Consider the following 23,127-nt stretch of genomic DNA (forward strand, 5'->3'; position numbering starts at 1 on the left):
CCGTCTAACAAACCTGGGTCAGTTCACCTGCGCAGGGGCGATGGCGTTACGGCAACCAGCTACCGGCTAGCGCAAGCGGATCAGTCTTCCGCCACCGGCTCGGCCGGCCAGTCGCGGATATAGGCCTTGAGCATGCGGTTCTCGAAGCTCTGCGCTTCCAGCACGGCCTTGGCCACGTCGTAGAACGAGATCACGCCCAGCAGCGTGCGCGCGTTCATCACCGGCAGGTAGCGCGCGTGCTTTTCCAGCATGATGCGGCGCACCTCGTTGACCTCGGTGTCCGGCGTGACGGTGATCGGGGCTTCGTCCATGTGCTTGCGCACCGTGCCCGCGCCGACCGTGCCGCCATTGGCGTTCACGGCCTGGATGACTTCGCGGAAGGTGAGCATGCCGACCAGGTCGCCGTATTCCATCACGACGAGCGAGCCGATGTCGCGTTCGGACATCGTGTTGACGGCATCGGCCAACGCCGTGTCCGGAGACACGGTGTACAGAATGTCGCCCTTGACCTGCAGGATCTCGGAAACCTTCATGTTGACCCCCTTGATAGGAGAGGATTGCGGCGTTGTATTACTCATAATGCGGACTCTAGCCCATGCTCCCCAAAAAATCCAGCGTTACGCCCCACGCTGGTGCGACTATGCGCGATTTTTTTTCAAGCGATGATGATTAATTGGTACGGTTAGCGCTAACGGATGCTAGCATGCCGCCATTTCCCCTGCATGGATGAGCGAAAAATGCGCGCACCGACCCTCGTTCTGCTGCACGGCGCCCTCAACGACCACACCGTCTGGGCGCCCATCGTCCCCGGCCTGGCGGCACGCGGCTGGCAGGTGCTGGCGCCCGACCTGCCCGGCCATGGCGCCACGCCCGGCCCGGCCCTCGCCAGCGTCGAGGACATGGCCGACTGGGTGCTGGCCCGGCTGGACGGCGCCGGCATCGCATCCGCCCTGCTCGCCGGCCACAGCATGGGATCGCTCGTCGCGCTGGAGGCGGCGCACCGCGCACCACGGCGCGTTGCCGGCCTCGCGCTGCTCGGCAGCACCTGGCCGATGGCGGTATCGGACGCCCTGCTCCGCACGGCGCGCGACGACGAGGCGGCCGCCATCGAAATGGTGGCGCAATGGTCGCACGCGGACGGCAGCTCGGCCGAAGCCGACGCCACGCGCGCCCTGATGCGCCGGCTGGCGCAGGCGGCGCCCGGCGCCGGCCTGCTGCACACCGACCTCCAGGCCTGCAACACCTATGCGAATGGCGCCGCGGCGGCGGCGGCGGCCGTGCATTGCCCGGTGCTGTTCGTCCAGGGCAGCCAGGACCGCATGACGCCGCCACGCAAGGCGAAAACCCTGACGGATGCCCTGCCGCATGGCAGAATCGTCACCGTGGATGCCGGCCATGCGCTGATGGCCGAGCAATCCGACGCGATCCTGGCAGCGCTGGCGGCATTCGCCCGCGAGGTCGCCGGGGCCGACGCACGATGACGCCCGGAGACAAGCCATGGCAGCCGTCCGCTACACCACCTTCGCCGAATTCTATCCGTACTACCTGGCCCAGCACGAGCACCGCCTGTGCCGGCGCGCCCACTTCATCGGCACCTCGTCGGCCATCGCCGGCATCGCCCAGTACATCGACAGCCTGAACCCGTGGTGGCTGCTGGTGGCGCTCGTCAGCGGCTACGGCGGGGCCTGGATCGGCCACTTCTTCTACGAGAAGAACCGCCCCGCCACCTTCGGCCACCCATGGTATTCGTTCCGGGCCGACTGGGTCATGTACTGGCAGATGCTGACCGGGAAGCTCAGCTGGTAGAGCGACTGGTAGCGCGGCTCTTAGCGCAGCAGGCCGCCCGGTCGCCTCCCGCGCCCCCGTCCCGCTGCATCCCTGCCTTGCACATTGGTGGCAACCTCCCGCTGGATCCGCGAAGCGGCGATCGATCGGGTCCGGTTCCAGGGCGGAGACGGTGGCGCGCGCCACCTCGGCTTGCCAGCCGGTCATCAGGCACGTTCGGCGGCGACGGTGGCCGCGGCGCCGCGCACGGAGGCGAAGTGGTCGGCCAGCGTCTGGTCCAGGCCCGCCTCCACGGCCGCCTCGACCTGGCGCGCCAGCGTGCCGGCGTCCAGCGCCAGCGGCGTGTCCGGCACGCCTTCGCCGGCCGGCCCCGCGTCGATGCCGCCGGCGCCGCCGAACGCGAACATGCGGTACACGTCGGACAGGCGGATCAGGTTCGGGTCCAGCAGCAGCACCCAGTTGTCCATCGCCAGGCGCGCACTGCGCAGCTGGCGCATGTTCCAGCGCGCCGCCGCCGGCGCCTCGGCCTGCACCCGCCCGACCCAGCCCGCCGCCACCATCCGCTGGATCAGCGCCTTCGTCTCGTCGTAGCCGATGCGCGTATGGGCGCGGATCTGCGCCGGCGTCACCAGCGCCGTGCCGGTCAGGTGGGCGCTGCCGTGCAGGACCTTCAGGATCGCCATCGCGTCCACGAAGGCGCCGCCGGGGACGGGCTCGTACCACCAGCGCTCGTACTTCACCACCGGCAGCGCCGCCGTCAGCAGCGCGCCCACCAGCGTGATCATCCACGACAGGTACAGCCAGAGCAGGAACAGGGGCAGCGCCGCCAGGGCGCCGTAGATGATCGCGTAGGTCGGGAACTGGCGGATGAACACGGCGAACACGCGCTTGGCGACCTCGAACGCGACTGCCGCGACCAGGCCGCCCCACACGGCGTCGCGCCAGTACACGGCGCGGTTCGGCACCGTCATGTACAGCAGCGCGTAGGCGGCCGTCGTCAGCGCCAGCGAGACGAAGGTGTAGAACAGCGCGCCGAGCAGCGGCACGGCCGTGGTGAGACCATTGGTGGCCGTGAACAGCTGCGAGGTGATGGTCAGCGAGATGCCGAAGGCGAGCGGCCCGAGCGTGACCAGCGCCCAGTAGACCAGGACGCGCTGCACCAGCGGCCGCGGCTCCTTGACGTCCCAGATCTGGTTGAAGGCGCGCTCGATGGTACCGATCAGTGCAGCCGACGTCAGCAGCAGCGCCACGGCGCCGACCGCCGACAGCCCCGTCGCCTTGCTGGCGAACTGGGTCAGGTTGGCCATGATCGTGTTGGCGATCGCCCTGGGCATCAGCATCTGCACGAAATAATTGTCCAGCGCCGTGCGCAGCTGGCCGAACACGGGAAAGGTCGTGAAAATGGCCAGCACGATCGTAAGCAGCGGCACGATCGACAGGGTGGTGGTGAACGTCAGGCTGCCGGCCACCTGGGGCAGCTTTTCCTCGGTCAGGCGGCGCCGGGCGAAGCGCACGAGGTCGCGCATTTCGGCCCAGGTGAGGCCGCGCACGCGGTCGAAGGCGGTGCCGGCGGGTTCGATTCCCCTGCCTGGCAGCGGTTGCATGGTTTTGGACGGCATCGATCGGATCGCAGGGCGCCGCGCCGTGGCGAAAATGGTGCGGCGCGGGCGTGTCACAATGTAAAGCGCCCTATAATACCAACGATGAACCCGACCAACCCGATTATCCTCATCTTGTATTACTCGCGGCACGGCAAGACGCGCCGCCTGGCCGAACTGATCGCCCAGGGCGTGGAAAGCGTGCCCGGCATGGAGGCGCGGCTGCGCACGGTGCCGGCGGTGTCGACGGTGGCCGAAGCGACCGCGCCGGACATCCCGGCCAGCGGCGCCCCCTATGTCGAGTTGGACGACCTGGCCGAATGCGCCGGCCTGGCACTGGGTTCACCCACGCGTTTCGGCAATATGGCGGCGGCGATGAAGTATTTCCTCGACGGCACGTCCGCGCAATGGCTGTCCGGCACGCTGGCCGGCAAGCCGGCCGCGGTGTTCACCTCCACCGGCAGCCTGCACGGCGGCCAGGAGTCGACGCTGCTGTCCATGATGATTCCGCTGCTGCACCACGGCATGCTCGTGATGGGCCTGCCCTATACGCAGCCGGAGCTGATGACCACGGCCAGCGGCGGCAGCCCCTACGGCGCGACCCACTGGTCCGGCGTGGACGGCAACCGGGCGCTGACGGACGACGAAAAGCGGCTCGCGATCGCGCTCGGCCGGCGCCTCGCGCTGGCGGGCCGCAAACTGGATGGGATGGAGTAGGCAATGCAATTGCATCGGTTGTTCCATACGGGCGCCGTGACCAGCCTGGTGCTGCTGGGCGCCTGGCTGCTGGCCTGGGAAATCGCCGTCGCCCCGCTGCACCCGGGCGGATCGCTGCTGGTGCTGAAGGCGCTGCCGCTGTTGCTACCCCTGCGCGGGGTGATCAAGCGCGACCTGTACACGCTGCAATGGTCGTCGATGGTGATCCTCGTGTACTTCGTCGAAGGCGTCGTACGCGCCTGGAGCGACAAGTCGGAACTGTCGCGCCTGATGGCGCTGGGCGAGGCGCTGCTCGTCTGCGCGTATTTCGTGTTCGCCCTGCTGTACCTGCGTCCCTACAAGAAAAAGGCCCAGCAGCTCGCCAAGGAGCTGCTCGACAAGGTCAAAGTGCCGCATGATTGAGCAACCGAGCGGTTCCGTGCGCGCCCCCTTCCTCGAACGCTGCCGCGCCATCGTCGGGCCCGACAACGTCCTCGCCGGCCCCGACGCCGCACCCTTCCTCACCGACTGGCGCGGCCGCTTCACAGGCCGCGCGCGCGCCGTCGTGCTGCCGGCGGATACGGCGCAGGTGGCCGCCGTCGTGCGGGCCTGCGCCGAGCACCGCGTGCCGGTCGTGCCGCAGGGCGGGCGCACGGGCCTGGTGCTGGGCAGCGTGCCGGACGCTTCCGGCAGCGCGATCGTGCTGTCGCTGCGGCGCATGAACCGCATCCGCGCCATCGATGCCGCCAACCGCACGATCACCGTCGACGCCGGCTGCATCCTGCAGGACGTCCAGCAGGCCGCCGCGGACGCGGGCCTGCTGTTTCCGCTGTCGCTGGCCTCCGAAGGCAGCTGCACCGTCGGCGGCAACCTGGCGACGAATGCCGGCGGCACGGGCGTGCTGCGCTACGGGAACGCGCGCGAGCTGTGCCTGGGCCTGGAAGCCGTCACCGCCGGCGGCGATACCTGGGACGGCCTGCGCGGCCTGCGCAAGGACAATACCGGCTACGACCTGCGCGACCTGTACGTGGGCGCCGAAGGCACGCTGGGCCTCATCACGGGCGCCGTGCTGAAACTGTTCCCGCAGCCGAAGGCGGCGCTCACGGCCTTCGTGGCCCTGGGTTCGCCCGCCGACGCGCTGGCCCTGCTGGCGCTGGCCGACGCGGCCTGTGGTCCGGCGCTGACGGGCTTCGAGCTGATGAGCGACACCTGCATGCAGCTCGTGACGACGCACTTCCCCGAACTGCCGCGACCTTTCCGCGAACGCCATCCGCACTACGCGCTGCTGGAAGTCTCCAGCCACGAGTCCGAGGCCCACGGTGTCGCCCTGCTCGAACGCGCGATCGGCGCGGCGCTGGAAGACGGCATCGCGCGCGACGCCGTGGTGGCGTCCTCCATCGCCCAGTCGCGCACGCTGTGGGCGCTGCGCGAGCGCATCTCGCCGGCCCAGGCCAGGGCGGGCAAGAACATCAAGCACGACATCTCGTTGCCGATCTCGCGCATCGCCGATTTCATCGCGGCCACCGATGCCCGGCTGGACGCCGCCTGGCCCGGCGTGCAGGTGGTGTGCTTCGGCCACCTGGGCGACGGCAACCTGCATTACAACATCGCCCCGCCGCCCGGGGTCGACCACGAGGCCTTCCTCGCGCAGCAGGAAGCCGTCAACCGCATCGTGCACGACGGCGTGGCCGCGTTCGGCGGCTCGATCTCGGCCGAACACGGCATCGGCGCCCTCAAGCGCGAGGAATTGGCGCGCTACAAATCGCCCGTCGAGCTGGGCCTGATGCGTGCGCTCAAGGCCGCGCTCGACCCGCTCGGCATCATGAACCCTGGCAAAATTCTCTGACCAGGCGAACCCCATGACCACGATCCGCTTCCTCCCCCTGCTGGCCGTCCTGCTCCTCGCAGGCACGGCATCGACCGCCACCCTGGCCGCCGACCCCGTCTACAAATGCCAGTTCAACGGCAAGACCACCTATAGCGACCGGCCCTGCGGCGAAGGCGAACAGATCGCCATGCCGCCGCTGGCGATCGGCGTCGACATCCCGGGCAAGAACACCCCGCCCACCAACGACGCGCGCACGCTGCTCAAGATCGAGAAGCTGCGCATCGCCCAGGAGAAGGAGGCGGAACGGCTGCGCCAGGCGCGCCTGAAGAGGGAATACCAGGAGCAGCAGCAAGCCGAACGGGGCGAGCGCCTGGCCGCCAACCGGCGCAAGCAGTGCGACAAGCTGAAGCTGCGCAGCAAATGGGCGGCCGAGGACGCGGCGCGCGCGCCGAGCCCGCAACGTGAAGCGGCATTGCGCAAGGCGCGGCGCCAGGCGGAGACACTGGCGGTGGAATGCCCGGCCTGAACCAGCGCAGTGCGGGCCAACGCAGTTCGCGCCAACTGGCGCGCTGGCTGCTGTTCGGCGAATGGCGCGCGCACCCGATGCGGGCGCTGCTGGCCATCGTCGCGATCGCCGTGGGCGTCGCGATGGGTTTCGCCATCCACCTGATCAACGCCGCCGCCTTCAACGAATTCTCCAGCGCCGTCCAAAGCCTGGCGGGCCAGGCCGACGTGCAGGTCGCGGGGCGCGAAGCCCAGTTCGACGAGGCGATCTACCCGCGCCTGGCGACGCGCGACGGCGTGGCGGTCGCTTCCCCGGTGCTCGAGATCGATGCCGCGCTGTCCGGCACATCCGCGGCGGCCAGGGGCACGCTGAAGATCGTCGGCCTCGACGCGCTGCGCGCCGGCTTCATCTCGCCCGACCTGGCGGGCGTGCCGTCCGCCGACCGGCCGTACGACGTGCTGGCCGACGACGCCCTGTTCCTGTCGCCGGCGGCCCAGGCCTGGCTCGGCGTCGCAGCGGGCGGCACCGCGGGTGGTACTGTGACAGTGCGCGCCGGCACCGGCGACGTGGCACTGCGCGTGGCCGGCCCCGTGCTGCGCGCCCGCAGCGGCCAGCGCATCGGCGTCATGGACATCGGCGCCCTGCAATGGCGCCTGCGCCAGCTGGGCAAGCTCACGCGCGTCGACCTGAAGCTGCGCGACGGCGTCGACCGCGCCGCGTTCCAGCGCCAGCTGCAGGCGGACCTGGACCGGGACTACCCGGGCCGCTTCACCGTGGGCGAGCCGAACGACGCCAACCAGGAAAGCCGCAACCAGAACCTCAGCCGAGCCTACCGCGTGAACCTCACCGTGCTGGCCCTCGTCGCGCTGTTCACGGGCGCCTTCCTCGTGTTTTCCACGCAGGCCCTGTCCGTGCTGCGCCGGCGCAGCCAGTTCGCGCTGCTGCGCACCCTGGGCCTCCCGCGCCGCGCGCTGCTGCGCCAGGTGCTGCTGGAGGGAGGCAGCCTGGGCGTGATCGGTGCCCTGCTGGGCATCCTCGGCGGCTATACGCTGGCCGCGGCGGCGCTGGCGCTGTTCGGCGGCGACCTCGGCGCCGGCTACTTCACGGGCGTGCAGCCGCGCGTGCAGTTTACGCCCGTCGCGGCCTGCGTGTTCTTCGCGCTGGGCCTGGGCGTGGCGCTGCTGGGCTGCGCGGCCCCCGCTCTGGAGGCGGCCCGCGCGCGCCCCGCCATCGCGCTTAAATCCGGCAACGACGAGACGGCGCTCGCCGGCCTGGCGCGCATCTGGCCCGCGCTGCTGTGCCTCGGCCTGGCCGCGGCCTGCGCGTTCGCGCCGCCGGTGGGCGGCCTGCCACTGTTCGGCTACGTCGCCGTGGCGCTGCTGCTGGTCGGGGGGATCGGCCTGATGCCGCGCCTCGCGGCCGTCGCCTTCCGCGCGCTCGAACGTTCGCCGGGGCTGCGCGCGCGCCATTCTCCCGTGCTGGCGCTGACGCTGGCGCGCCTGGCGAACGCGCCGGGCCAGGCGTCGATCGCGCTGGGCGGCGTGCTGGCCAGTTTCAGCCTGATGGTGGCGATGGGGATCATGGTGGCCAGCTTCCGCGTGTCGGTGGACGACTGGATGCTGCACATCCTCCCGGCCGACCTGTACGTGCGCAGCGGCGGCGGCACGGGCGCGCTGGGCCCGGGCGAACAAGCCGCCCTCGCGCGCCTGCCGGGCGTGAACGACGTGCAGTTCCTGCGCACGCGCCCCCTGTCGCTCGATCCCACCCGCCCGGCCGTGACGCTGGTCGCGCGCGACATCGATCCCGCCGACCCGGGCCGCCTGCTGGCCCTCGTCGGCGCATCGGTAACGCCGCCGCCTGGCGCCCGGCCGGCCTGGGTGTCGGAGGCGATGACGGACCTGTACGGCGTGCGTCCGGGCCAGGTGCTCACCCTGCCGCTGGGCGGCAAGCCGCAGGCGTTCTTCGTCGCCGGCGTATGGCGCGACTACGCCAACCAGACGGGTTCCGTCATCGTGCTGCGGCGCGACTACCGCGCCTTGTCGGGCGACGCCGACGTCACCGATGCCGCCCTGTACGCGGCGCCGGGCACGCCCGTCGAGCGCGTGGAGGCACTGGTCCGCGCCCTGCCGTTCGGCGCCGCGCTGACGCTGGCGCGGCCGGGCGACATCCGCGCCGTCAGCCTGCGCATCTTCGACCGCAGCTTCGCCGTCACCTACCTGCTGGAGGCGATCGCCATCGCCATCGGCCTGTCCGGCGTGGCCGCGACGTTCTCGGCGCAGACGCTGGCGCGCGCCAAGGAATTCGGCATGCTGCGCCACGTGGGCGTGACGCGGCGCCAGGTGCTCGGCATCCTCGCCATCGAAGGCGGGGCATTGACGCTGCTGGGCGTGCTCACCGGCTTCGTGCTGGGCCTGGCGATCAGCCTGATCCTCGTCTACGTCGTCAATCCGCAATCGTTCCACTGGACCATGCAGCTGCACCTGCCCTGGCCGCTGATCGGCGGCGTGGCCGCCGTGCTGGTCGCCGCCTCGGTGGCGACGGCACTGGTGTCCGGGCGCTACGCGCTGTCCGGCGGCCCCGTGCGCGCCGTGCGGGAGGACTGGTGATGCGCATCCTCCGTTCCCTGCTCCTGCTGCTGGCGCTCGCCGCCAACGCCCTCGCCGCACCGCCGGCCTTTGCGCCCGTCGTGCCCGGCCGCGCCCTGGCCTTCCCCGCCGACTTCGGCGCCCACCCCGACCACCGCACGGAATGGTGGTACGTGACGGGCTGGCTGCGGACGCCCGATGGCAAACCCCTTGGCTTCCAGGTCACCTTCTTCCGCAGCAGGAGCGAACACGATCCCGCCAACCCCAGCGCCTTCGCGCCCACCCAGCTGATCATCGGCCATGCGGCGCTGTCCGACCCGGCCCTGGGCCACCTCGTGCACGACCAGAGAAGCGCGCGCGCCGGCTTCGGCCTGGCCTACGCGCAGACGGGCGACACGGACGTCAAGCTGGACGACTGGAGCATGCGCCGCGGCGCCGACGGCCGCTACCGCGTGGTGGTGCGCTCGGGCGAACTGTCCTACACCCTGACCCTGACGCCGACCCAGAAGCCCATGCTGCAGGGCGAAAACGGCTACTCGCGCAAGGGCCGTCAACCGGACCACGCGAGCTATTACTACAGCGAGCCGCACCTGCGGGTCGACGGCAACGTGGCCTGGGCAGGCAGCAAGGGCCGTTCCCAGGCTGTCACGGGAACCGCGTGGCTCGACCACGAGTGGTCCAGCCAGGTGCTGGACCCGGACGCCGCCGGCTGGGACTGGACCGGCATCAACCTCGACGACGGCGGCGCCCTCATGGCCTTCCGGATCCGCAGCAAGAGCGGTGCTACACTGTGGGCCCACGCGGCGCTGCGCGACGCGCAAGGACGCGTCACGCAGTACGGCCCCGACCAGGTACGGTTCGCGCCGCAGAAGACCTGGACGTCGCCGCGCACCAATGCGACCTACCCGGTGGCGGCCGTGCTGACGCTGGACGGCAGCGCGTGGCGCATCGACGCGCTGCAAGCGGACCAGGAACTCGATTCGCGCCGCTCCACGGGCGCCGTGTACTGGGAAGGCGCCGTCACGGCCAGCCGCGACGGGCGCCCCGTGGGACGCGGTTACCTCGAGCTGACCGGCTACGTGGCGGCCATGAAGTTATAAGCAACAAGATCAATCGAACCACCACACCATGAGCAACGGCACCACCCGCACGACACCGCCCGACACCCCTACCGCCGCCCGCAAGGGCGCCCTCGCCGCCCTGAAAGGCCTGCTGCCGTTCCTGCGTCCCTACCGGCGCCAGTTCCTGCTGGCCGCCATCGCGCTGCTGGTCGCCGCCGGCGCCACGCTGGCGATCCCCTACGCGTTCAAGCAGATGATCGACCATGGCTTCGGCGCCGCCGCAGGCGGGGCGAACCCGCAGAACGTCAACGCCACCTTCCTGGCGCTGTTCGGCGTCGCCACGGTACTCGGCCTCGCCACGGCGGCGCGCTTCTACATGGTGTCGTGGCTGGGCGAGCGCGTCACGGCCGACATCCGCAGCGCCGTGTACCGCCACGTGGTCGTGCAGAGCCCGGAATTCTTCGAGACCACGCGCACCGGCGAAGTGCTGTCGCGCCTGACGACCGACACGACGCTGATCCAGACCGTCGTCGGCACCAGCATCTCGCTGGCGCTGCGCAACACGCTGCTGTTCGCCGGCGGCCTGATCATGCTGTTCGTCACCAGCATCAAGCTCACGTCGATCATCCTGGGCCTGCTGGTGCTGACCGTCGTGCCGATCGTGCTGTACGGCCGGCGCGTGCGCACGCTGTCGCGCGACTCCCAGGACCGCATCGCCGACGCCTCCGCGCTGGCCGGCGAGATCCTCAACGCCATGCCGACCGTGCAGGCCTTTACCCACGAGGCCATCGAGTCGCAGCGCTTCGGCGCGTCGGTCGAGGGCGCGTTCGCCACCGCCATGCGCCGCATCCGCGCCCGTTCCGTGCTGACGATGCTCGCCATCGTGCTGGTGTTCGGCGCCATCGTGTTCGTGCTGTGGCTGGGCGCGCATGCCGTCCTGGAAGGCAGCATGACGGGCGGCGACCTGGGCCAGTTCATCCTGTACGCGTCGATCGTGTCGGGCGCCATCGGCGCGCTGTCGGAAGTGATGGGCGAAGCCCAGCGCGCGGCCGGCGCCGCCGAGCGCCTGATGGAATTGCTGGCCGTGCGCTCCAGCATCCAGGACCCGGTCCAGCCGCGCGGCCTGCCCGCGCGCACCGCGGGCGGCGCCGCCCTCCTGCTCGACCGCGTCAACTTCTCGTATCCCTCGCGTCCGGAAAGCGCGGCGTTGGCGAACGTCGCGCTGGACGTGCGTCCGGGCGAGACGGTGGCCATCGTCGGCCCCTCGGGCGCCGGCAAGACCACGCTGTTCCAGCTGCTGCTGCGCTTCTACGACCCGCAATCGGGCGCGATCCGCCTGGATGGCGTCGACATCCGCGACCTCTCGCTGCACACGCTGCGGGATGCGATCGGCATCGTCCCCCAGGACACGGTGATCTTCTCCGCCAATGCGATGGAAAACATCCGCTACGGCCGCGCCGGCGCCAGCGACGCCGAAGTCGTCGCGGCGGCGAAGCTGGCGGCCGCCCACGAATTCATCGAGCGGCTGCCGGAAGGCTACGCCTCCTTCCTGGGCGAGCGCGGCGTGCGCCTGTCCGGCGGCCAGCGCCAGCGCATCGCCATCGCCAGGGCGCTGCTGAAGAACCCGCCGCTGCTGCTGCTCGACGAGGCGACCAGCGCCCTCGACGCCGAGTCGGAACGCCTGGTGCAGGGTGCGCTGGAAGCGGCGATGGTCGGACGCACCACGCTGATCATCGCGCACCGCCTGGCGACCGTGCAGCGCGCCGACCGCATCATCGTGATGGAAGACGGACGGATCGTGGAGACCGGAACCCACGCCTCATTGGTCGCGCTAGGCGGCATTTATGCCAATTTGGCAGCTTTACAATTTCATAACGTCCATGTTAATAACGAAATATAAATTACCAAACAGCATTGTTTGATAACTTTTTGTTGTATGGACGCGTCGGAAACCGCCATTTTTTTGTTTCCGCGCGGACACTTGACATACCATGGAGACTTTACCGAATTTATCGATTCCTCCATGACTAACACTTCGTTCAGTGTCAAGAACTGGACCGTCGGGTCCAAGATCACCGGTTTCACGTTCGGCCTGCTCAGCGTGATCCTCGCCGGCCTGGTCTTCGTCATCAGCTGGACCACCTCGCACATGCTGCACGACCGTGCCGTGGCCAGCGTGCAGACGGAACTGCGCAGCGTGGTCAATGCCGTCGAACTGTTCAATCAGGCGATGACGAGCCAGGCGGCCAGCTTTGGCCGCATCTTCGCCACCAATTTCGAGGGCCAGTTCTCGCTCGACGAAGGCGCGATGGTCACTGTGGGCGACAAGAGCGTGCCCACGCTGCGCGAAGGCGGGCGTCCCCTGAACCTCGATTTCACGATCCCCGACCGCTTCACGCGCCAGACGCGCGGCAACGCCACCATCTTCGTGGCCAGCGGCGACGATTTCGTGCGCATCAGCACCTCGGTCAAGAAGGAAAACGGCGAACGCGCCGTGGGCACCGTGCTGGACCGCGCCAGCCCTGCCTATGCCGCCATCCGCGCCGGCAAGCCCTACGTGGGCCTGACCAAGCTGTTCGGCAAGCAGTTCGTCACCGACTACGAGCCGATCCGCGACGCGGGCGGCCGCGTCATCGGCATCCTGTACATCGGCCTGGACGTCGACGCCGACATCGCCTCGCTGAAGGACCGCATCAAGAAGATGAAGGTCGGCGAGACCGGCTACTACTACGTGCTCAACGCCGCGCCGGGCAAAACCCTGGGCGACCTGCTGGTGCACCCGGCCAAGGAAGGCCAGAACATCCTGGCCAGCCGCGACGCCGACGGCCGCGAGTTCATCAAGGAGATCCTGGAAAAGAAGGACGGCCTGATCACCTACCCGTGGCAGAACGCCGAGTCGGGCGAGACCAGCGCGCGCACCAAGGTCGTCGCGTTCACCCTGTTCAAGGACTGGAACTGGGTCATCGCCGGCGGCACCTACGAAGACGAGATCACCCGCGAAGCGGACAGCCTGCGCAACCGCTACATCGTCGTCGGCCTCGTCGCGCTGGCGCTGTTCGCCGCGATCCTGTACGCCGTCGTCACGAAGATCGTCACCCGCCCGCTGGAGCAGGCGCGCGACACCGCCGTGCGCATCGCCCCGGGCGACCTGACCGCGTCGATGAACGTGGCCAACCGCGACGAGATCGGCCTGCTGGCCGAGGCGATGAACAGCATCAGCAGCGGCCTGTCCTCGGTCGTGGGCCAGGTGCGCCATGGCGCCGAGCAGATCGCCAACGCCTCGAGCGAAATCTCGACGGGCAACCTGGACCTGTGCACCCGCACCGAACAACAGGCGGCCAGCCTGGCCTCCACGGCGAACTCGATGCAGGACCTGACCGAGACCGTGCGCCGCAACGCCGGCGACGCCCAGCAGGCCAACCAGCTGGCCGTGAACACCTCGCTGGTCGCCCAGGAAGGCGGCCGCATGGTGCGCCAGGTGATCGACACCATGGACACGATCAAGCAGTCCTCGGGCAAGATCAACGACATCATCGGCGTCATCGACGGCATCGCCTTCCAGACCAATATCCTGGCGCTGAACGCGGCCGTGGAAGCGGCACGGGCCGGCGAACAGGGCCGCGGCTTCGCCGTAGTCGCCAGCGAGGTGCGCAACCTGGCCCAGCGCAGCGCCGCCGCGGCCAAGGAGATCAAGTCGCTGATCCAGGCGTCGACCGCGGAAGTGGACGCGGGCAGCCGCCTCGTGCAGGAAGCCGGTTCCACCATGAACGACGTGCTGGCCAGCACCGAGCAGGTCACGGCGATCATGGCGCGCATCAGCTCCGCCAGCACCGACCAGAGCTCGGGCATCGAGCACATCAACCGCTCGATCGGCGAGATGGACGAGGTCACCCAGCAGAACGCCGCCCTCGTCGAGGAAGCCAGCGCCGCCGCCCAGGCGATGCAGGAGCAGGCCGCCGCGCTGGCCCGTTCGGTGCGCCTGTTCAAGCTGGACCAGTCGGAAGCGCTGGCCGCCATCGAGCCGGACGAGCGCCGCGCCCTGTCGCAATACTGACAGCGCCGGCGGCGCGGTGTAGAGTAGCGGCGGCCATCCCGGCCGCCGCCACGGAGCTTCCCTTGTCTGACACCGAACTGCTTGCCGCCTGCACGACCATCCTCCCGGGCCACCGCGCCCGCACGCCCGCCGCCACCTACGCCGCCATGGCCGCCTGGTGCGAAACCCATGGCGTCGCCCACGACGTCTACGGCGAAGGCGCCCTGATCCAGGAATTCGAACGCAAGGTCGCCAGCCTGCTCGGCTTCGAGGCGGCCGTGTTCTGCATCAGCGGCACGATGGCCCAGGTGACGGCGCTGCGCCTCGCGTCGATGGACCGCGGCCGCGCGCCGGTGGCGCTGCATCCGACCTCGCACATCTTCGTGCACGAAGCCTCGAACTTCCAGCTGCTCGGCCACTTCGACGCGCTGCAGGTCGGCGACCGCCACCGTCCCTGGACCGCGGCGGACATCGCGGCGATTCCCGACCGCATCGCCGCCGTCGGCCTGGAAATCCCCATGCGCGAGATCGGCGGCCAGCTGTCGCCCTGGGACGAACTGGAAGGCATCAAGGCGCATTGCAGGGAACGGGGCATCCACCTGCACATGGACGGCGCGCGCCTGTGGGAGGCGGCCGCCGGCTACAACCGCCCCGTCGCCGAGATCGCGGCCGGATTCGACTCCGTCTACGTGTCGCTGTACAAGGGCATCGGCGGCCTGGGCGGCGCCATGCTGTGCGGGACCGCGGACTTCGTCGCGCGGGCAGCCAAATGGTTCGCGCGCCAGGGCGGGAAGCTCGTGCACCAGTCGCCCTACGTCGTGGCCGCGGCCATGCAGTTCGATGCGCGCCTGGCCGCCATGCCGGCCTGCTTCCGCCGCACGGAATTCGTGTACGAGGTATTGCGCGACCACCCGCGCATCAAGGTCAACCCGGCGCGTCCGCAGGCGAACATGCTGCATGTGCACCTGCCCGTGGGCCGCGAGCGCGCGCTGGAAATCCGGCGCGAGATCGCACGCAGCCACGGCACCTGGATCTTCCACCGCATCAACCACGGCGTGCTGCCCGGCACCTCCTACTTCGAGCTGTACGTGGGCGACAACCTGCTGGACGCGCCGGACGGGCGCGTGCGCGAGGCCTTCAAACTCCTCGACGACGCCCTTGAAGGCCCGGACCCGTCCCCCGGCGTCATCGGTTAAAATGCGCTTTTGTCATTACCGATACCACCGATGCGTCAATACCTCGACCTGATGCGCCACGTGCTCGAGCACGGCGCAGTCAAAACCGACCGCACCGGCACCGGCACGCGCTCCGTCTTCGGCCACCAGATGCGCTTCGACCTGCAGGAAGGCTTCCCGCTGGTCACCACCAAGAAGGTGCACCTGAAGTCGATCATCCACGAACTGATCTGGTTCCTGGCCGGCTCCACCAACATCGCCTACCTGAAGGAGAACGGCGTCTCGATCTGGGACGAATGGGCCGATGCCAACGGCGACCTGGGGCCGATCTACGGCTACCAGTGGCGCAACTGGCCGTCGCCCTCCGGCGAGCACATCGACCAGATCAGCCAGGTGCTGGAACAGATCAAGCACACGCCGGACTCGCGCCGCATGATCGTCTCCGCCTGGAACGTGGCCGACATCCCGCAGATGAAGCTGCCGCCCTGCCACGCCTTTTTCCAGTTCTACGTGGCCGACGGCAAGCTCTCGTGCCAGCTGTACCAGCGCAGCGCCGACATCTTCCTGGGCGTGCCATTTCTTTGCCACATGCCCCGACTGTACCCATAGATAAAACCATTTATAATCAAGTACTTACGCACCCTCCATCTATAGGTACAGTACCTATACTAGCGTCAGAATTTGTGTTACGCTATACAACGTTCGAGTTCGGATAATCCGGATGAATCTGGGCGCCCCGCCGGCATAGCGAGGCAGGCATCTCAACAAGCCATGAAAGACCACATACGATGGACAAGCAATACCTTAGCCTGCTGCGTGACGTACTTGACAACGGGGTCCATAAAAGCGATCGAACGGGCACCGGCACCCTGTCGGTCTTCGGTCGCATGTATCGACACGATCTGAGCGACGGCTTTCCGTTGCTCACGACCAAGAAACTTCATATTAAGTCCATCCTGCACGAACTCCTGTGGTTCCTACGGGGCGATACAAACATCAAGTACCTAAACGATAATGGCGTTTCAATCTGGAATGAGTGGGCAACTCCGGAAGGCGAACTCGGTCCAGTCTACGGTGCACAATGGCGGTTTTGGAAAGGCCCGAACGGAGAAACCTACGACCAGATTGCAGCCTTGATCGATGGCATAAAAAAGCGCCCTGACAGTCGGCGTCATATTATCAATGCTTGGAATGTCGCATATTTGCCTGACGAGTCAAAAGCACCTGAACTCAATGCGCTTGAAGGCAAAATGGCTTTGCCGCCCTGCCACATCATGTATCAGTTCTACGTTGCTAACGGGCGCCTTTCGACGCATCTAACGCAACGCTCAGGTGATTTGTACTTGGGCATCCCGTTCAACTGTACGAGCGTATCATTCCTTACTCATATGATTGCACAACAGTGCGACCTTGAAGTGGGAGAAATTATCCATTCGATCGGAGATTTGCATCTCTATTCCAATCACTTAGAGCAGGCACGCCTACAACTTACCCGCGAGCCACGACCATTGCCAAAACTAGTAATCAAGCGCAAGCCAGCCTCAATTTTCGATTACAAGTTCGAGGATTTCGAAGTTATAAATTACGACCCGCATCCGCACATTCCTGCTCCGATCGCTAAGTGATTCGCATCTGAATTCGACTTCGCAGGAACTTAGCGAAACGTCGACGCACAAGTAAAGTTTGAATGGGCTCGCTATAATGCGTTGACTCAGGCCGATTGTTCTCGCTGGGCAATATTACTGATTCGTTAGCGGCGACACTGGAATGAAACCTGCAGACCCTGACCTGACCCACCCTTACTTAGTCGTGCAGACGAAGGTACGAGACAAACCTGTTTCGCATGAATATTCTTCGTTTGCGAACCGACTCGGGCCCAACTTCGTTGAGAAGATTTGCGCCCTGGCCAAGCACGAGTTCGCCATGGCGCAGTCAAAGGGCTACACGACCGAGTATTGCGTAGAGGCGTATGTTTCACATCTGCAGTTAGTCTTCACCACCATAGAGTCTGTTCTGAATAAAAAGAACATTGCCACTGCCAACGCTATGGAGATAGCCGACTGGAACGAATTCACCACTCGGTTAATTAGCCGTATCGAAAGCGACCAAAAAAAATCCGACGTAAGAAAAAAACAGCTCAAGAGTCGCTACCTTGGAACGCTAACACGATATGCTAAGGCGGGCTTGATCCCCATGCGTTTTGATCCAAAGGTTCTGTCGAAAGATGGGCCGTACCATGTTTTGCAGACTACCCCTTGGAAGGGGGGAAATGCGGTCACGTACGACTACACCGATATCGCAGACATAATCGGAAGGGATTTTTTGGAATCCGCTTGTACTCTTGTAAAGAATTTGCGACAAACGGCAGGCGTAGAAGAAAGAACTTGGCTCGCCAATTATGCTAGTCGCTTTGATCATTTTATCCGAAGCCTCTATGCTTTTTTTGTCGAAGAAGGCTATGTGTCGGCTCAAGCGCTCAGTGAAGAAGACTGGCGGCAATTTGTGGAGCGACTAGGGAATCTAATTCTTGCGGATCAAGTTTCGGATCGGACAGGAGACTTACTCTCGCCGAAGACGAAGGATCGACATCGTCTATGTACGAACAATCTGATGGCGCATATGGCAGTTGCAGGCTTACTCCCGAAGAAATTCGAAATAGTTTCTCCCAAGGGACGAAAGCGAGCTGCCTCAGGAACCGCAAACGTCACCCGGAAAGCCGATCCCGATGAAGGAGCGGAGGCGGTGCCCTTATCTCCTTTCGCTTTTTTGATTGAAAAACACAAAAGGAAAATGCCGTATGACTACAGGACATTCCAACCTCTAGCTCGATATTTTTTACTAAGGGCAATACCTATACTCTATAGGTTTTATGGGGCCGGCTCAGAAACGCAAGCGAAAGACTACCACCACGTCTTCACCTCGCTTCTGCTCTTCCTTGAGCAACATAAACAGAGCGGCTTCGAAGCGGAATTTTTCTCAACTCTTGCAACACATGAATACGCAAGTCTAGATTCCACGCGGTGGGAAAAGATGCTTTATGAGTGGCGGGACCACCTTATTAATTCTAGCCCGGCGAAGCACGTACTAGACATCACAAAGCACATGAAGATACAGGCAATGAATCGGCTATGGGCTGCACTTGCCGATAGCCTACTGGTGCCTGCCGTGAAACTAAAGGGAATAAAAGGGGCAAAGTCGACATTAAAAACGAAGAATCGACCCTCGCTCGCGCAACTCAGCTCCGCGAAAACTGCACTGTTAGACGAAAGCGCCATAGAACTACATGCCGCAACACATAAGATCAGCCAATATTTCGACGAGAGCGATAAGGAAGAAGCGCGTGAATTCATCAATGCTCTTTGCGCAAATTTACCTCCCGCCAAAGTACGAGCGTTAACTTTAGACGCCTTGGTTGTGGAGATTGCGCGGCTTAACGCAAACCGCCTGGAGGCGATTCGTCGTTGCGCAGAGAAAGACTTTCTTCATTGGTTCGAACATTGGAATAAGGGACAGCATGCACTGGCGAATGCGTCACATTCGCCAGAAGAAATGGTAGATTTGCTGGACCGACCGGAGCGATCAGTTTCAGAGCGCAGTCGCAATAGGACGAGGCTCATATCAGGCAAGACGGATTGCCATTTAGGCAACGCTCTGAATCTCTTAATCGGAGCACTAGGCGGCAATGCCAATGGTATCAGTGGCCGATACCATCATATTAAACGACAGTGGGGTGGCAACGAAGCCCTACATGCATATCTTCATCCTCATAAGCGAGCAACGGTCGCGTTGTGGACCATCATTCTCATAGATACGGGAGCGAACTGTGAGGTGGTGCGTGAGATGCCGCTTGCGTGTCTTCGAAAATCGGAAGATCCCAACCACATGATCGTGTCTTTCGGATTGAAAGCGCGGGCCGGATATAAGCGCATTAATGACTGTCTTCCGATTCAACCTCAGCCTGGCCACGAGCTCTCGGCCGTACAGGCTATTCAGCATTACGAAATCATGTCTTCCCGCAACCGCAAGATTGCGAATGGGGAAGTAGCAGAGCTACTATTCCTTGACACACGCCAGAACGATATTATTGGGATTACAGAATTTCGGGCTCGGGACGATTTTAAAGAATTCCTACAAGATCATGCTGAGCTAAGAGATCTTCCTATACGCCCATCGTTCATAAGACCATCGTATTTGCTAAAGGTGCAGCATGAAGATCCAGCAGTAAGTACAGAGTCCGCTCAGGCGATTGCGGACCACGTGTTATCTTCAACAACAGGTAATAACTACACGCATCGAACGCATACGAAGCTCGTTTATGTTCAGAAAGTACGCGAATTCACCCGACTATTTCAATCTGTAATTATTGCTTCGATCGAAGGTGCCGCGGAGAAACTTGGTATTTCCCCAGAGGAGGCGGAAGCGCTATTTTCAGACGCTGCGAGATCAGGCCTCGGGATAGCATGTTTGAATCCAAAGGCGGGTGTCCAACCTGGCACACGTAGAGGAGAGAGTTGCACGAGACTCGACGCGTGCCCAAACTGCGAAATGCGCTACCTTGTTGGGACTGTAGATAACATAACCGATTTGATCCTTTTCGAGGAATATCTGAAGTCCCAGGAAGCCGAGGCTACGAGAGCGCATCCAGAAGCCTGGGAGACACGGTGGCTTCCGTGGCTTGCATTGGCAGAAGTAGCGCTTGCTAAGTTCGCACTAGGCGACACTGCGTCTGCATTTTTACAGGCGACAGAAAAGGCAAACGCTCGTCGTCCTACTTATAGACCATTCAAGTTATTCTAGCCATGGTGCATGCACAGTTGGTTCAATCAAGAGCGGTTGACAGCACTATACCGCCTATTCTCCACAGCGATAAGGGCTATTCACCAGAATGGATGTTGATTGGCCCTTACAGCGCCCATGATTGGACAGTTCGGAATATTGGCAATAAGCCTCCCAGGGTGCTGACATTCAACGTGAAGATACCTAATGGAGGAGTTCTTTCTGACTACCCCAATCTCTACGAATCGGTTAAACGCATCGCGTACGGCGTCCGCACTGGCCCCCTCGCCGAAGTCGAAAGTGCAGATGTTCAAGCAACAATCGTAAGTAACCTGACCACACTCGCGTGTTGGATGATAAGCCGCGGCATAAAGCGTTTCTCCGATCTCACTAAGGCTGACCGCGAGGAATACGCCTGTGCTGCGGTCTATGGTGTCCACAACGTCTTAAATACTGAATCGATTTTGGAACGACACCTTGAGAATCTAATTGCAGAAGCAAACTTTCATGCTGATGACGATCTTGAAACGCGTCGGTGGAAAGCAATGCGTGTTTTCCCCGTACGAAAAAAAGCAAACCAAAGTATCAACTCTGCAGTTCTCGACAGGATGGCTATTCTCAGCGATGCAGGGCTCGGCACATTTGCAGCAAACGGCCGGTCTGGTGTCCTGATAACGCTTTTAGACGAAACCGAAGCACTGTGCATGCTATACCAGCCAGGCTTCATAAAAGCAAGAACAAAGAAATCGCAGAGCAAAGAAGTGAATAATAACCCGGAACCCGAATTTTTAGGGCAGGGAAACGCGAATAACAGCGTCGATTCAGTCATCATCGATCGGGACACTTCCAGCAACCAATACATTGACCAAGCCGGAGCAACTAAAACGGACAATCGGAGAGTACCACGTCAGGGTAAGGCCAATACCTTAAGTGAAATAAAGCAACCGGATCAAACAGAGGCGGCGCTAGCGCAATCGAAGGACGATTATGACGACAAGCCCGTATCCGAAGAACACCTTCGTCGATTTCTCATGTCGTTCCAATACCTTTACGATCACCGACGGTATCTGGAAGATGCATTAACTAGCGCTCCGTTCTTTTCGACATCTGCGCGAGCCGAAGCACAGAAACTCGGCCGGGAAGTCGGTCGTACCGGAACTATTCCAGTCGCGCAAGCAACATGTCTTATTGAGCGCTCTGTACGGTGGGTTCTCGATTATGCTCCGACCCTGCTAGCGTTATACAGCCACGCTGAGATCGTATATGAGGCGGACCCGGGTCGCGCCGCCGTTAAATATGCTGAGCATCTAGACTCGTTTCGAACTTGGCCGACGGGTCCCGCCAGTCCGTTTCCTATAGTACCGACTCGGATTAGCGACACCGGAGAATCCTCGAACGAACAATCCCGTGCCGAATCGCTGCGTGATGGGATGAGTCTCCACTCTGCCATTCTATTTTTAATGACTGCCTGCGCCGTGGTTATCGCTGCCTTTAGTGCCAGGCGCGCCTCGGAGATTATAGGTCTCAAAGCAGGTTGTGTTCATATTGATGACTCTGGTCAACCTTGGCTTGAATGCTTCATCCATAAGACTTTGAAGACCGAATCACGCATTCCAGTTCCAGAGGTAGTGGTGGCCGCGGTAAACGTTCTTGAAAAATTGAGCGAGCGAGCCAGGCGGCTCACTGATGAACCCTATGTCTTCCAGTACAATGTCCCAGGATCTGATAGAACCTACGGAATAAGCGAGATGAATTTTCCGGTTTTTCGCCTAGCCGAAAATTTGCGCAAATTTGGATATTTCGTAGACGTTCCTCGACTGGAAGATGGCACACCATGGACGTTCAAGCCGCATCAGTTCCGGCGATTCTTCGCGATTCTTTATATCTGGATTTACGATAAGGGCGATTGGGGCGCATTGCAGTATCATCTGAGACACTTCACCAGTGAAATGACCCGTCGCTACGCCTCGGAGAACGAAATCGGGCAAATCATCGCTCAAGTCGACAAGGAGCACACCGCAAACATTCTTGCCAGCGCGGCCCTAGGATTGACTTATATCGGCGGTTCGGAAGGCACGCGATTAAAACAAGTTGCGCAACGACTTCATGCTCAGATGGCAAAACATACAGATGTTGTTTCGCCTCGCAAGTACAAGCAGAAACTTGAGCGACTAGTCGAGCGTACGGGCGTCTCATTGACAGGATTCCCTTGGGGATACTGTGTGCTTCGAAAGGCACACAAGAAGCGTCCCTGTAACTGCACGAATTCCTCGGAACCGGATCACGGTCAAGCCAGCGAAATTACCTGCACCGGCTGCGCGTTTAGCATGGTAACGCCATCTGCGCAGAGCTCCTTGATTAACGCCATCAAGTTTCATCAAGAGACTGCCGAATCTGAAGACTCTCCGGCAATCCTCCGCGAAGCCAGCCGGGCGATTCATCAGAAGCTTATTGCTGCCTTGGCGGAAACGCAATGCCCTTTACCACAGGGAGACCCTGATGACTAATATGAACGATGCCGGTACACCGCGAGCAAATAAACCAGCTATTGCGTTGAAGCGGCGGAACGACGCAATCAAGAAGTATGTTTTCAAGCTTAAGAAATTAGAGGAACTACTGGAGACCAATGCTATTGAGTCGATTCCAAAGAATATGCGCCCCGCGACGTTTGTCGCATGGATAGACGAGACACTTGGCATCGAAAGGTTTTCCAGAAACGCCCTCTACGAAACAGATGTGGAATACACTGCACTTCACGAGAAAATGGAACATCTTCTCGAACGATTGGCAAAGAAAAGGCAAAGTAAATCTAAAAAAGAAAGCGAGATCAGCAATTTGCGTGAACAACTCAAAACGGCAGAAAGGAGGATTCAATCCTATGTGGATGATTATACTGCCGCGAGAGCTGAGCTACAGGAGAAGGATAAGGAAATAGCTCGTCTTCTGCTTCAACTTAATAGGATGAAGGACTACGACCAAAAGGTGACACCACTCCGGTCCGTTCGACGTTCACACGACGATAGCGATCGACATTAACTATGGAATGTCATCTCGAATACACTAGCGATCGGTTTGTCTATGCTGA

General features: G+C 63.1%; 17 protein-coding genes and 1 pseudogene. 16 read left to right on the top strand and 2 right to left on the bottom strand.

Features of this window, described 5'->3' with window-relative positions; translation table 11 throughout:
* Positions 1–80: 80 nt before the first annotated feature.
* Entirely contained in the window at positions 81–533 is a 453-nt protein-coding gene (locus QPK32_RS14125) for a CBS domain-containing protein (RefSeq protein WP_290413458.1), read from the bottom strand.
* A 204-nt stretch (positions 534–737) separates the two neighbouring features.
* Here QPK32_RS14125 and QPK32_RS14130 point away from each other — a divergent pair, with 204 nt between their 5' ends.
* The gene (locus tag QPK32_RS14130; RefSeq protein WP_290413459.1) at positions 738–1,481 is read left to right on the top strand and encodes an alpha/beta fold hydrolase; all 744 of its coding nucleotides are present in this window, start codon (positions 738–740) and stop codon (positions 1,479–1,481) included.
* Between the two features lie 16 nt (positions 1,482–1,497).
* Positions 1,498–1,806 carry a DUF962 domain-containing protein gene (locus QPK32_RS14135; RefSeq protein ID WP_290413460.1) on the top strand — a complete coding sequence of 103 codons (309 nt, stop codon included), beginning with the start codon at positions 1,498–1,500 and terminating at the stop codon, positions 1,804–1,806.
* A 185-nt stretch (positions 1,807–1,991) separates the two neighbouring features.
* Here the strand turns inward: QPK32_RS14135 and QPK32_RS14140 are convergent, their stop codons facing one another.
* Positions 1,992–3,389, bottom strand: a complete 1,398-nt coding sequence (locus QPK32_RS14140) for a YihY family inner membrane protein (RefSeq protein ID WP_290413461.1) — start codon at positions 3,387–3,389, stop codon at positions 1,992–1,994.
* Positions 3,390–3,488: 99 nt separating this feature from the next.
* Between QPK32_RS14140 and wrbA the strand changes: the two genes are divergently transcribed.
* The 14 genes and pseudogenes from wrbA (at position 3,489) to QPK32_RS14210 (ending at position 23,078) form a co-directional block, all read left to right on the top strand.
* Positions 3,489–4,100, top strand: a complete 612-nt coding sequence (wrbA, locus tag QPK32_RS14145) for an NAD(P)H:quinone oxidoreductase (RefSeq protein ID WP_290413462.1) — start codon at positions 3,489–3,491, stop codon at positions 4,098–4,100.
* Between the two features lie 3 nt (positions 4,101–4,103).
* A complete protein-coding gene (locus tag QPK32_RS14150; protein WP_290413463.1) occupies positions 4,104–4,502 on the top strand; it encodes a DUF2069 domain-containing protein in 399 nt (132 codons plus the stop codon).
* A complete protein-coding gene (locus QPK32_RS14155) occupies positions 4,495–5,925 on the top strand; it encodes an FAD-binding oxidoreductase (RefSeq protein WP_290413464.1) in 1,431 nt (476 codons plus the stop codon). The genes QPK32_RS14150 and QPK32_RS14155 overlap by 8 nt, the downstream gene beginning before the upstream one ends.
* Positions 5,926–5,938: 13 nt before the next feature.
* Positions 5,939–6,433 (top strand): DUF4124 domain-containing protein, encoded by a 495-nt coding sequence (locus QPK32_RS14160; protein WP_290413465.1) that lies wholly within the window; start codon positions 5,939–5,941, stop codon positions 6,431–6,433.
* Positions 6,421–9,018, top strand: coding sequence for an FtsX-like permease family protein (locus QPK32_RS14165; RefSeq protein ID WP_290413466.1), 2,598 nt, complete (start codon positions 6,421–6,423; stop codon positions 9,016–9,018). Before QPK32_RS14160 ends, QPK32_RS14165 begins: the two co-directional genes overlap by 13 nt.
* On the top strand, positions 9,018–10,097 hold the full coding sequence (locus QPK32_RS14170; protein WP_290413467.1) for a carotenoid 1,2-hydratase: 1,080 nt from the start codon (positions 9,018–9,020) through the stop codon (positions 10,095–10,097). The genes QPK32_RS14165 and QPK32_RS14170 overlap by 1 nt, the downstream gene beginning before the upstream one ends.
* 28 nt (positions 10,098–10,125) lie before the next feature.
* The gene (locus tag QPK32_RS14175; RefSeq protein ID WP_290413468.1) at positions 10,126–11,958 is read left to right on the top strand and encodes an ABC transporter transmembrane domain-containing protein; all 1,833 of its coding nucleotides are present in this window, start codon (positions 10,126–10,128) and stop codon (positions 11,956–11,958) included.
* A 123-nt stretch (positions 11,959–12,081) separates the two neighbouring features.
* Positions 12,082–14,112 (top strand): methyl-accepting chemotaxis protein, encoded by a 2,031-nt coding sequence (locus tag QPK32_RS14180; protein WP_290413469.1) that lies wholly within the window; start codon positions 12,082–12,084, stop codon positions 14,110–14,112.
* Positions 14,113–14,174: 62 nt separating this feature from the next.
* Entirely contained in the window at positions 14,175–15,287 is a 1,113-nt protein-coding gene (locus tag QPK32_RS14185) for a low specificity L-threonine aldolase (protein WP_290413470.1), read from the top strand.
* Between the two features lie 30 nt (positions 15,288–15,317).
* A pseudogene (locus QPK32_RS14190) lies at positions 15,318–15,845 on the top strand (thymidylate synthase); the annotation flags it as partial.
* A 209-nt stretch (positions 15,846–16,054) separates the two neighbouring features.
* Positions 16,055–16,891 (top strand): thymidylate synthase, encoded by an 837-nt coding sequence (locus tag QPK32_RS14195; protein ID WP_290413471.1) that lies wholly within the window; start codon positions 16,055–16,057, stop codon positions 16,889–16,891.
* 142 nt (positions 16,892–17,033) lie between these two features.
* Positions 17,034–20,063, top strand: a complete 3,030-nt coding sequence (locus QPK32_RS14200; RefSeq protein WP_290413472.1) for a hypothetical protein — start codon at positions 17,034–17,036, stop codon at positions 20,061–20,063.
* Positions 20,064–20,155: 92 nt separating this feature from the next.
* Positions 20,156–22,549 carry a hypothetical protein gene (locus QPK32_RS14205; protein ID WP_290413473.1) on the top strand — a complete coding sequence of 798 codons (2,394 nt, stop codon included), beginning with the start codon at positions 20,156–20,158 and terminating at the stop codon, positions 22,547–22,549.
* Positions 22,542–23,078 carry a hypothetical protein gene (locus tag QPK32_RS14210; RefSeq protein WP_156895508.1) on the top strand — a complete coding sequence of 179 codons (537 nt, stop codon included), beginning with the start codon at positions 22,542–22,544 and terminating at the stop codon, positions 23,076–23,078. The genes QPK32_RS14205 and QPK32_RS14210 overlap by 8 nt, the downstream gene beginning before the upstream one ends.
* Positions 23,079–23,127 lie beyond the last annotated feature (49 nt).

It is taken from the genome of Massilia sp. YIM B02763 (assembly GCF_030412015.1).
GTDB lineage: Bacteria > Pseudomonadota > Gammaproteobacteria > Burkholderiales > Burkholderiaceae_D > Telluria.

Excerpts from the sequence above, each read along its gene's own strand:
- QPK32_RS14155 (WP_290413464.1), top strand. The coding sequence starts at position 4,495 with ATGATTGAGCAACCGAGCGGTTCCGTGCGCGCCCCCTTCCTCGAACGC.
- QPK32_RS14195 (WP_290413471.1), top strand. The coding sequence starts at position 16,055 with ATGGACAAGCAATACCTTAGCCTGCTGCGTGACGTACTTGACAACGGG.
- QPK32_RS14170 (WP_290413467.1), top strand. The coding sequence starts at position 9,018 with ATGCGCATCCTCCGTTCCCTGCTCCTGCTGCTGGCGCTCGCCGCCAAC.
- QPK32_RS14130 (WP_290413459.1), top strand. The coding sequence starts at position 738 with ATGCGCGCACCGACCCTCGTTCTGCTGCACGGCGCCCTCAACGACCAC.
- QPK32_RS14210 (WP_156895508.1), top strand. The coding sequence starts at position 22,542 with ATGACTAATATGAACGATGCCGGTACACCGCGAGCAAATAAACCAGCT.
- wrbA (WP_290413462.1), top strand. The coding sequence starts at position 3,489 with ATGAACCCGACCAACCCGATTATCCTCATCTTGTATTACTCGCGGCAC.
- QPK32_RS14180 (WP_290413469.1), top strand. The coding sequence starts at position 12,082 with ATGACTAACACTTCGTTCAGTGTCAAGAACTGGACCGTCGGGTCCAAG.
- QPK32_RS14125 (WP_290413458.1), bottom strand. The coding sequence starts at position 533 with ATGAAGGTTTCCGAGATCCTGCAGGTCAAGGGCGACATTCTGTACACC.
- QPK32_RS14135 (WP_290413460.1), top strand. The coding sequence starts at position 1,498 with ATGGCAGCCGTCCGCTACACCACCTTCGCCGAATTCTATCCGTACTAC.
- QPK32_RS14160 (WP_290413465.1), top strand. The coding sequence starts at position 5,939 with ATGACCACGATCCGCTTCCTCCCCCTGCTGGCCGTCCTGCTCCTCGCA.
- QPK32_RS14165 (WP_290413466.1), top strand. The coding sequence starts at position 6,421 with ATGCCCGGCCTGAACCAGCGCAGTGCGGGCCAACGCAGTTCGCGCCAA.
- QPK32_RS14150 (WP_290413463.1), top strand. The coding sequence starts at position 4,104 with ATGCAATTGCATCGGTTGTTCCATACGGGCGCCGTGACCAGCCTGGTG.
- QPK32_RS14175 (WP_290413468.1), top strand. The coding sequence starts at position 10,126 with ATGAGCAACGGCACCACCCGCACGACACCGCCCGACACCCCTACCGCC.
- QPK32_RS14140 (WP_290413461.1), bottom strand. The coding sequence starts at position 3,389 with ATGCAACCGCTGCCAGGCAGGGGAATCGAACCCGCCGGCACCGCCTTC.
- QPK32_RS14205 (WP_290413473.1), top strand. The coding sequence starts at position 20,156 with ATGTTGATTGGCCCTTACAGCGCCCATGATTGGACAGTTCGGAATATT.
- QPK32_RS14200 (WP_290413472.1), top strand. The coding sequence starts at position 17,034 with ATGAAACCTGCAGACCCTGACCTGACCCACCCTTACTTAGTCGTGCAG.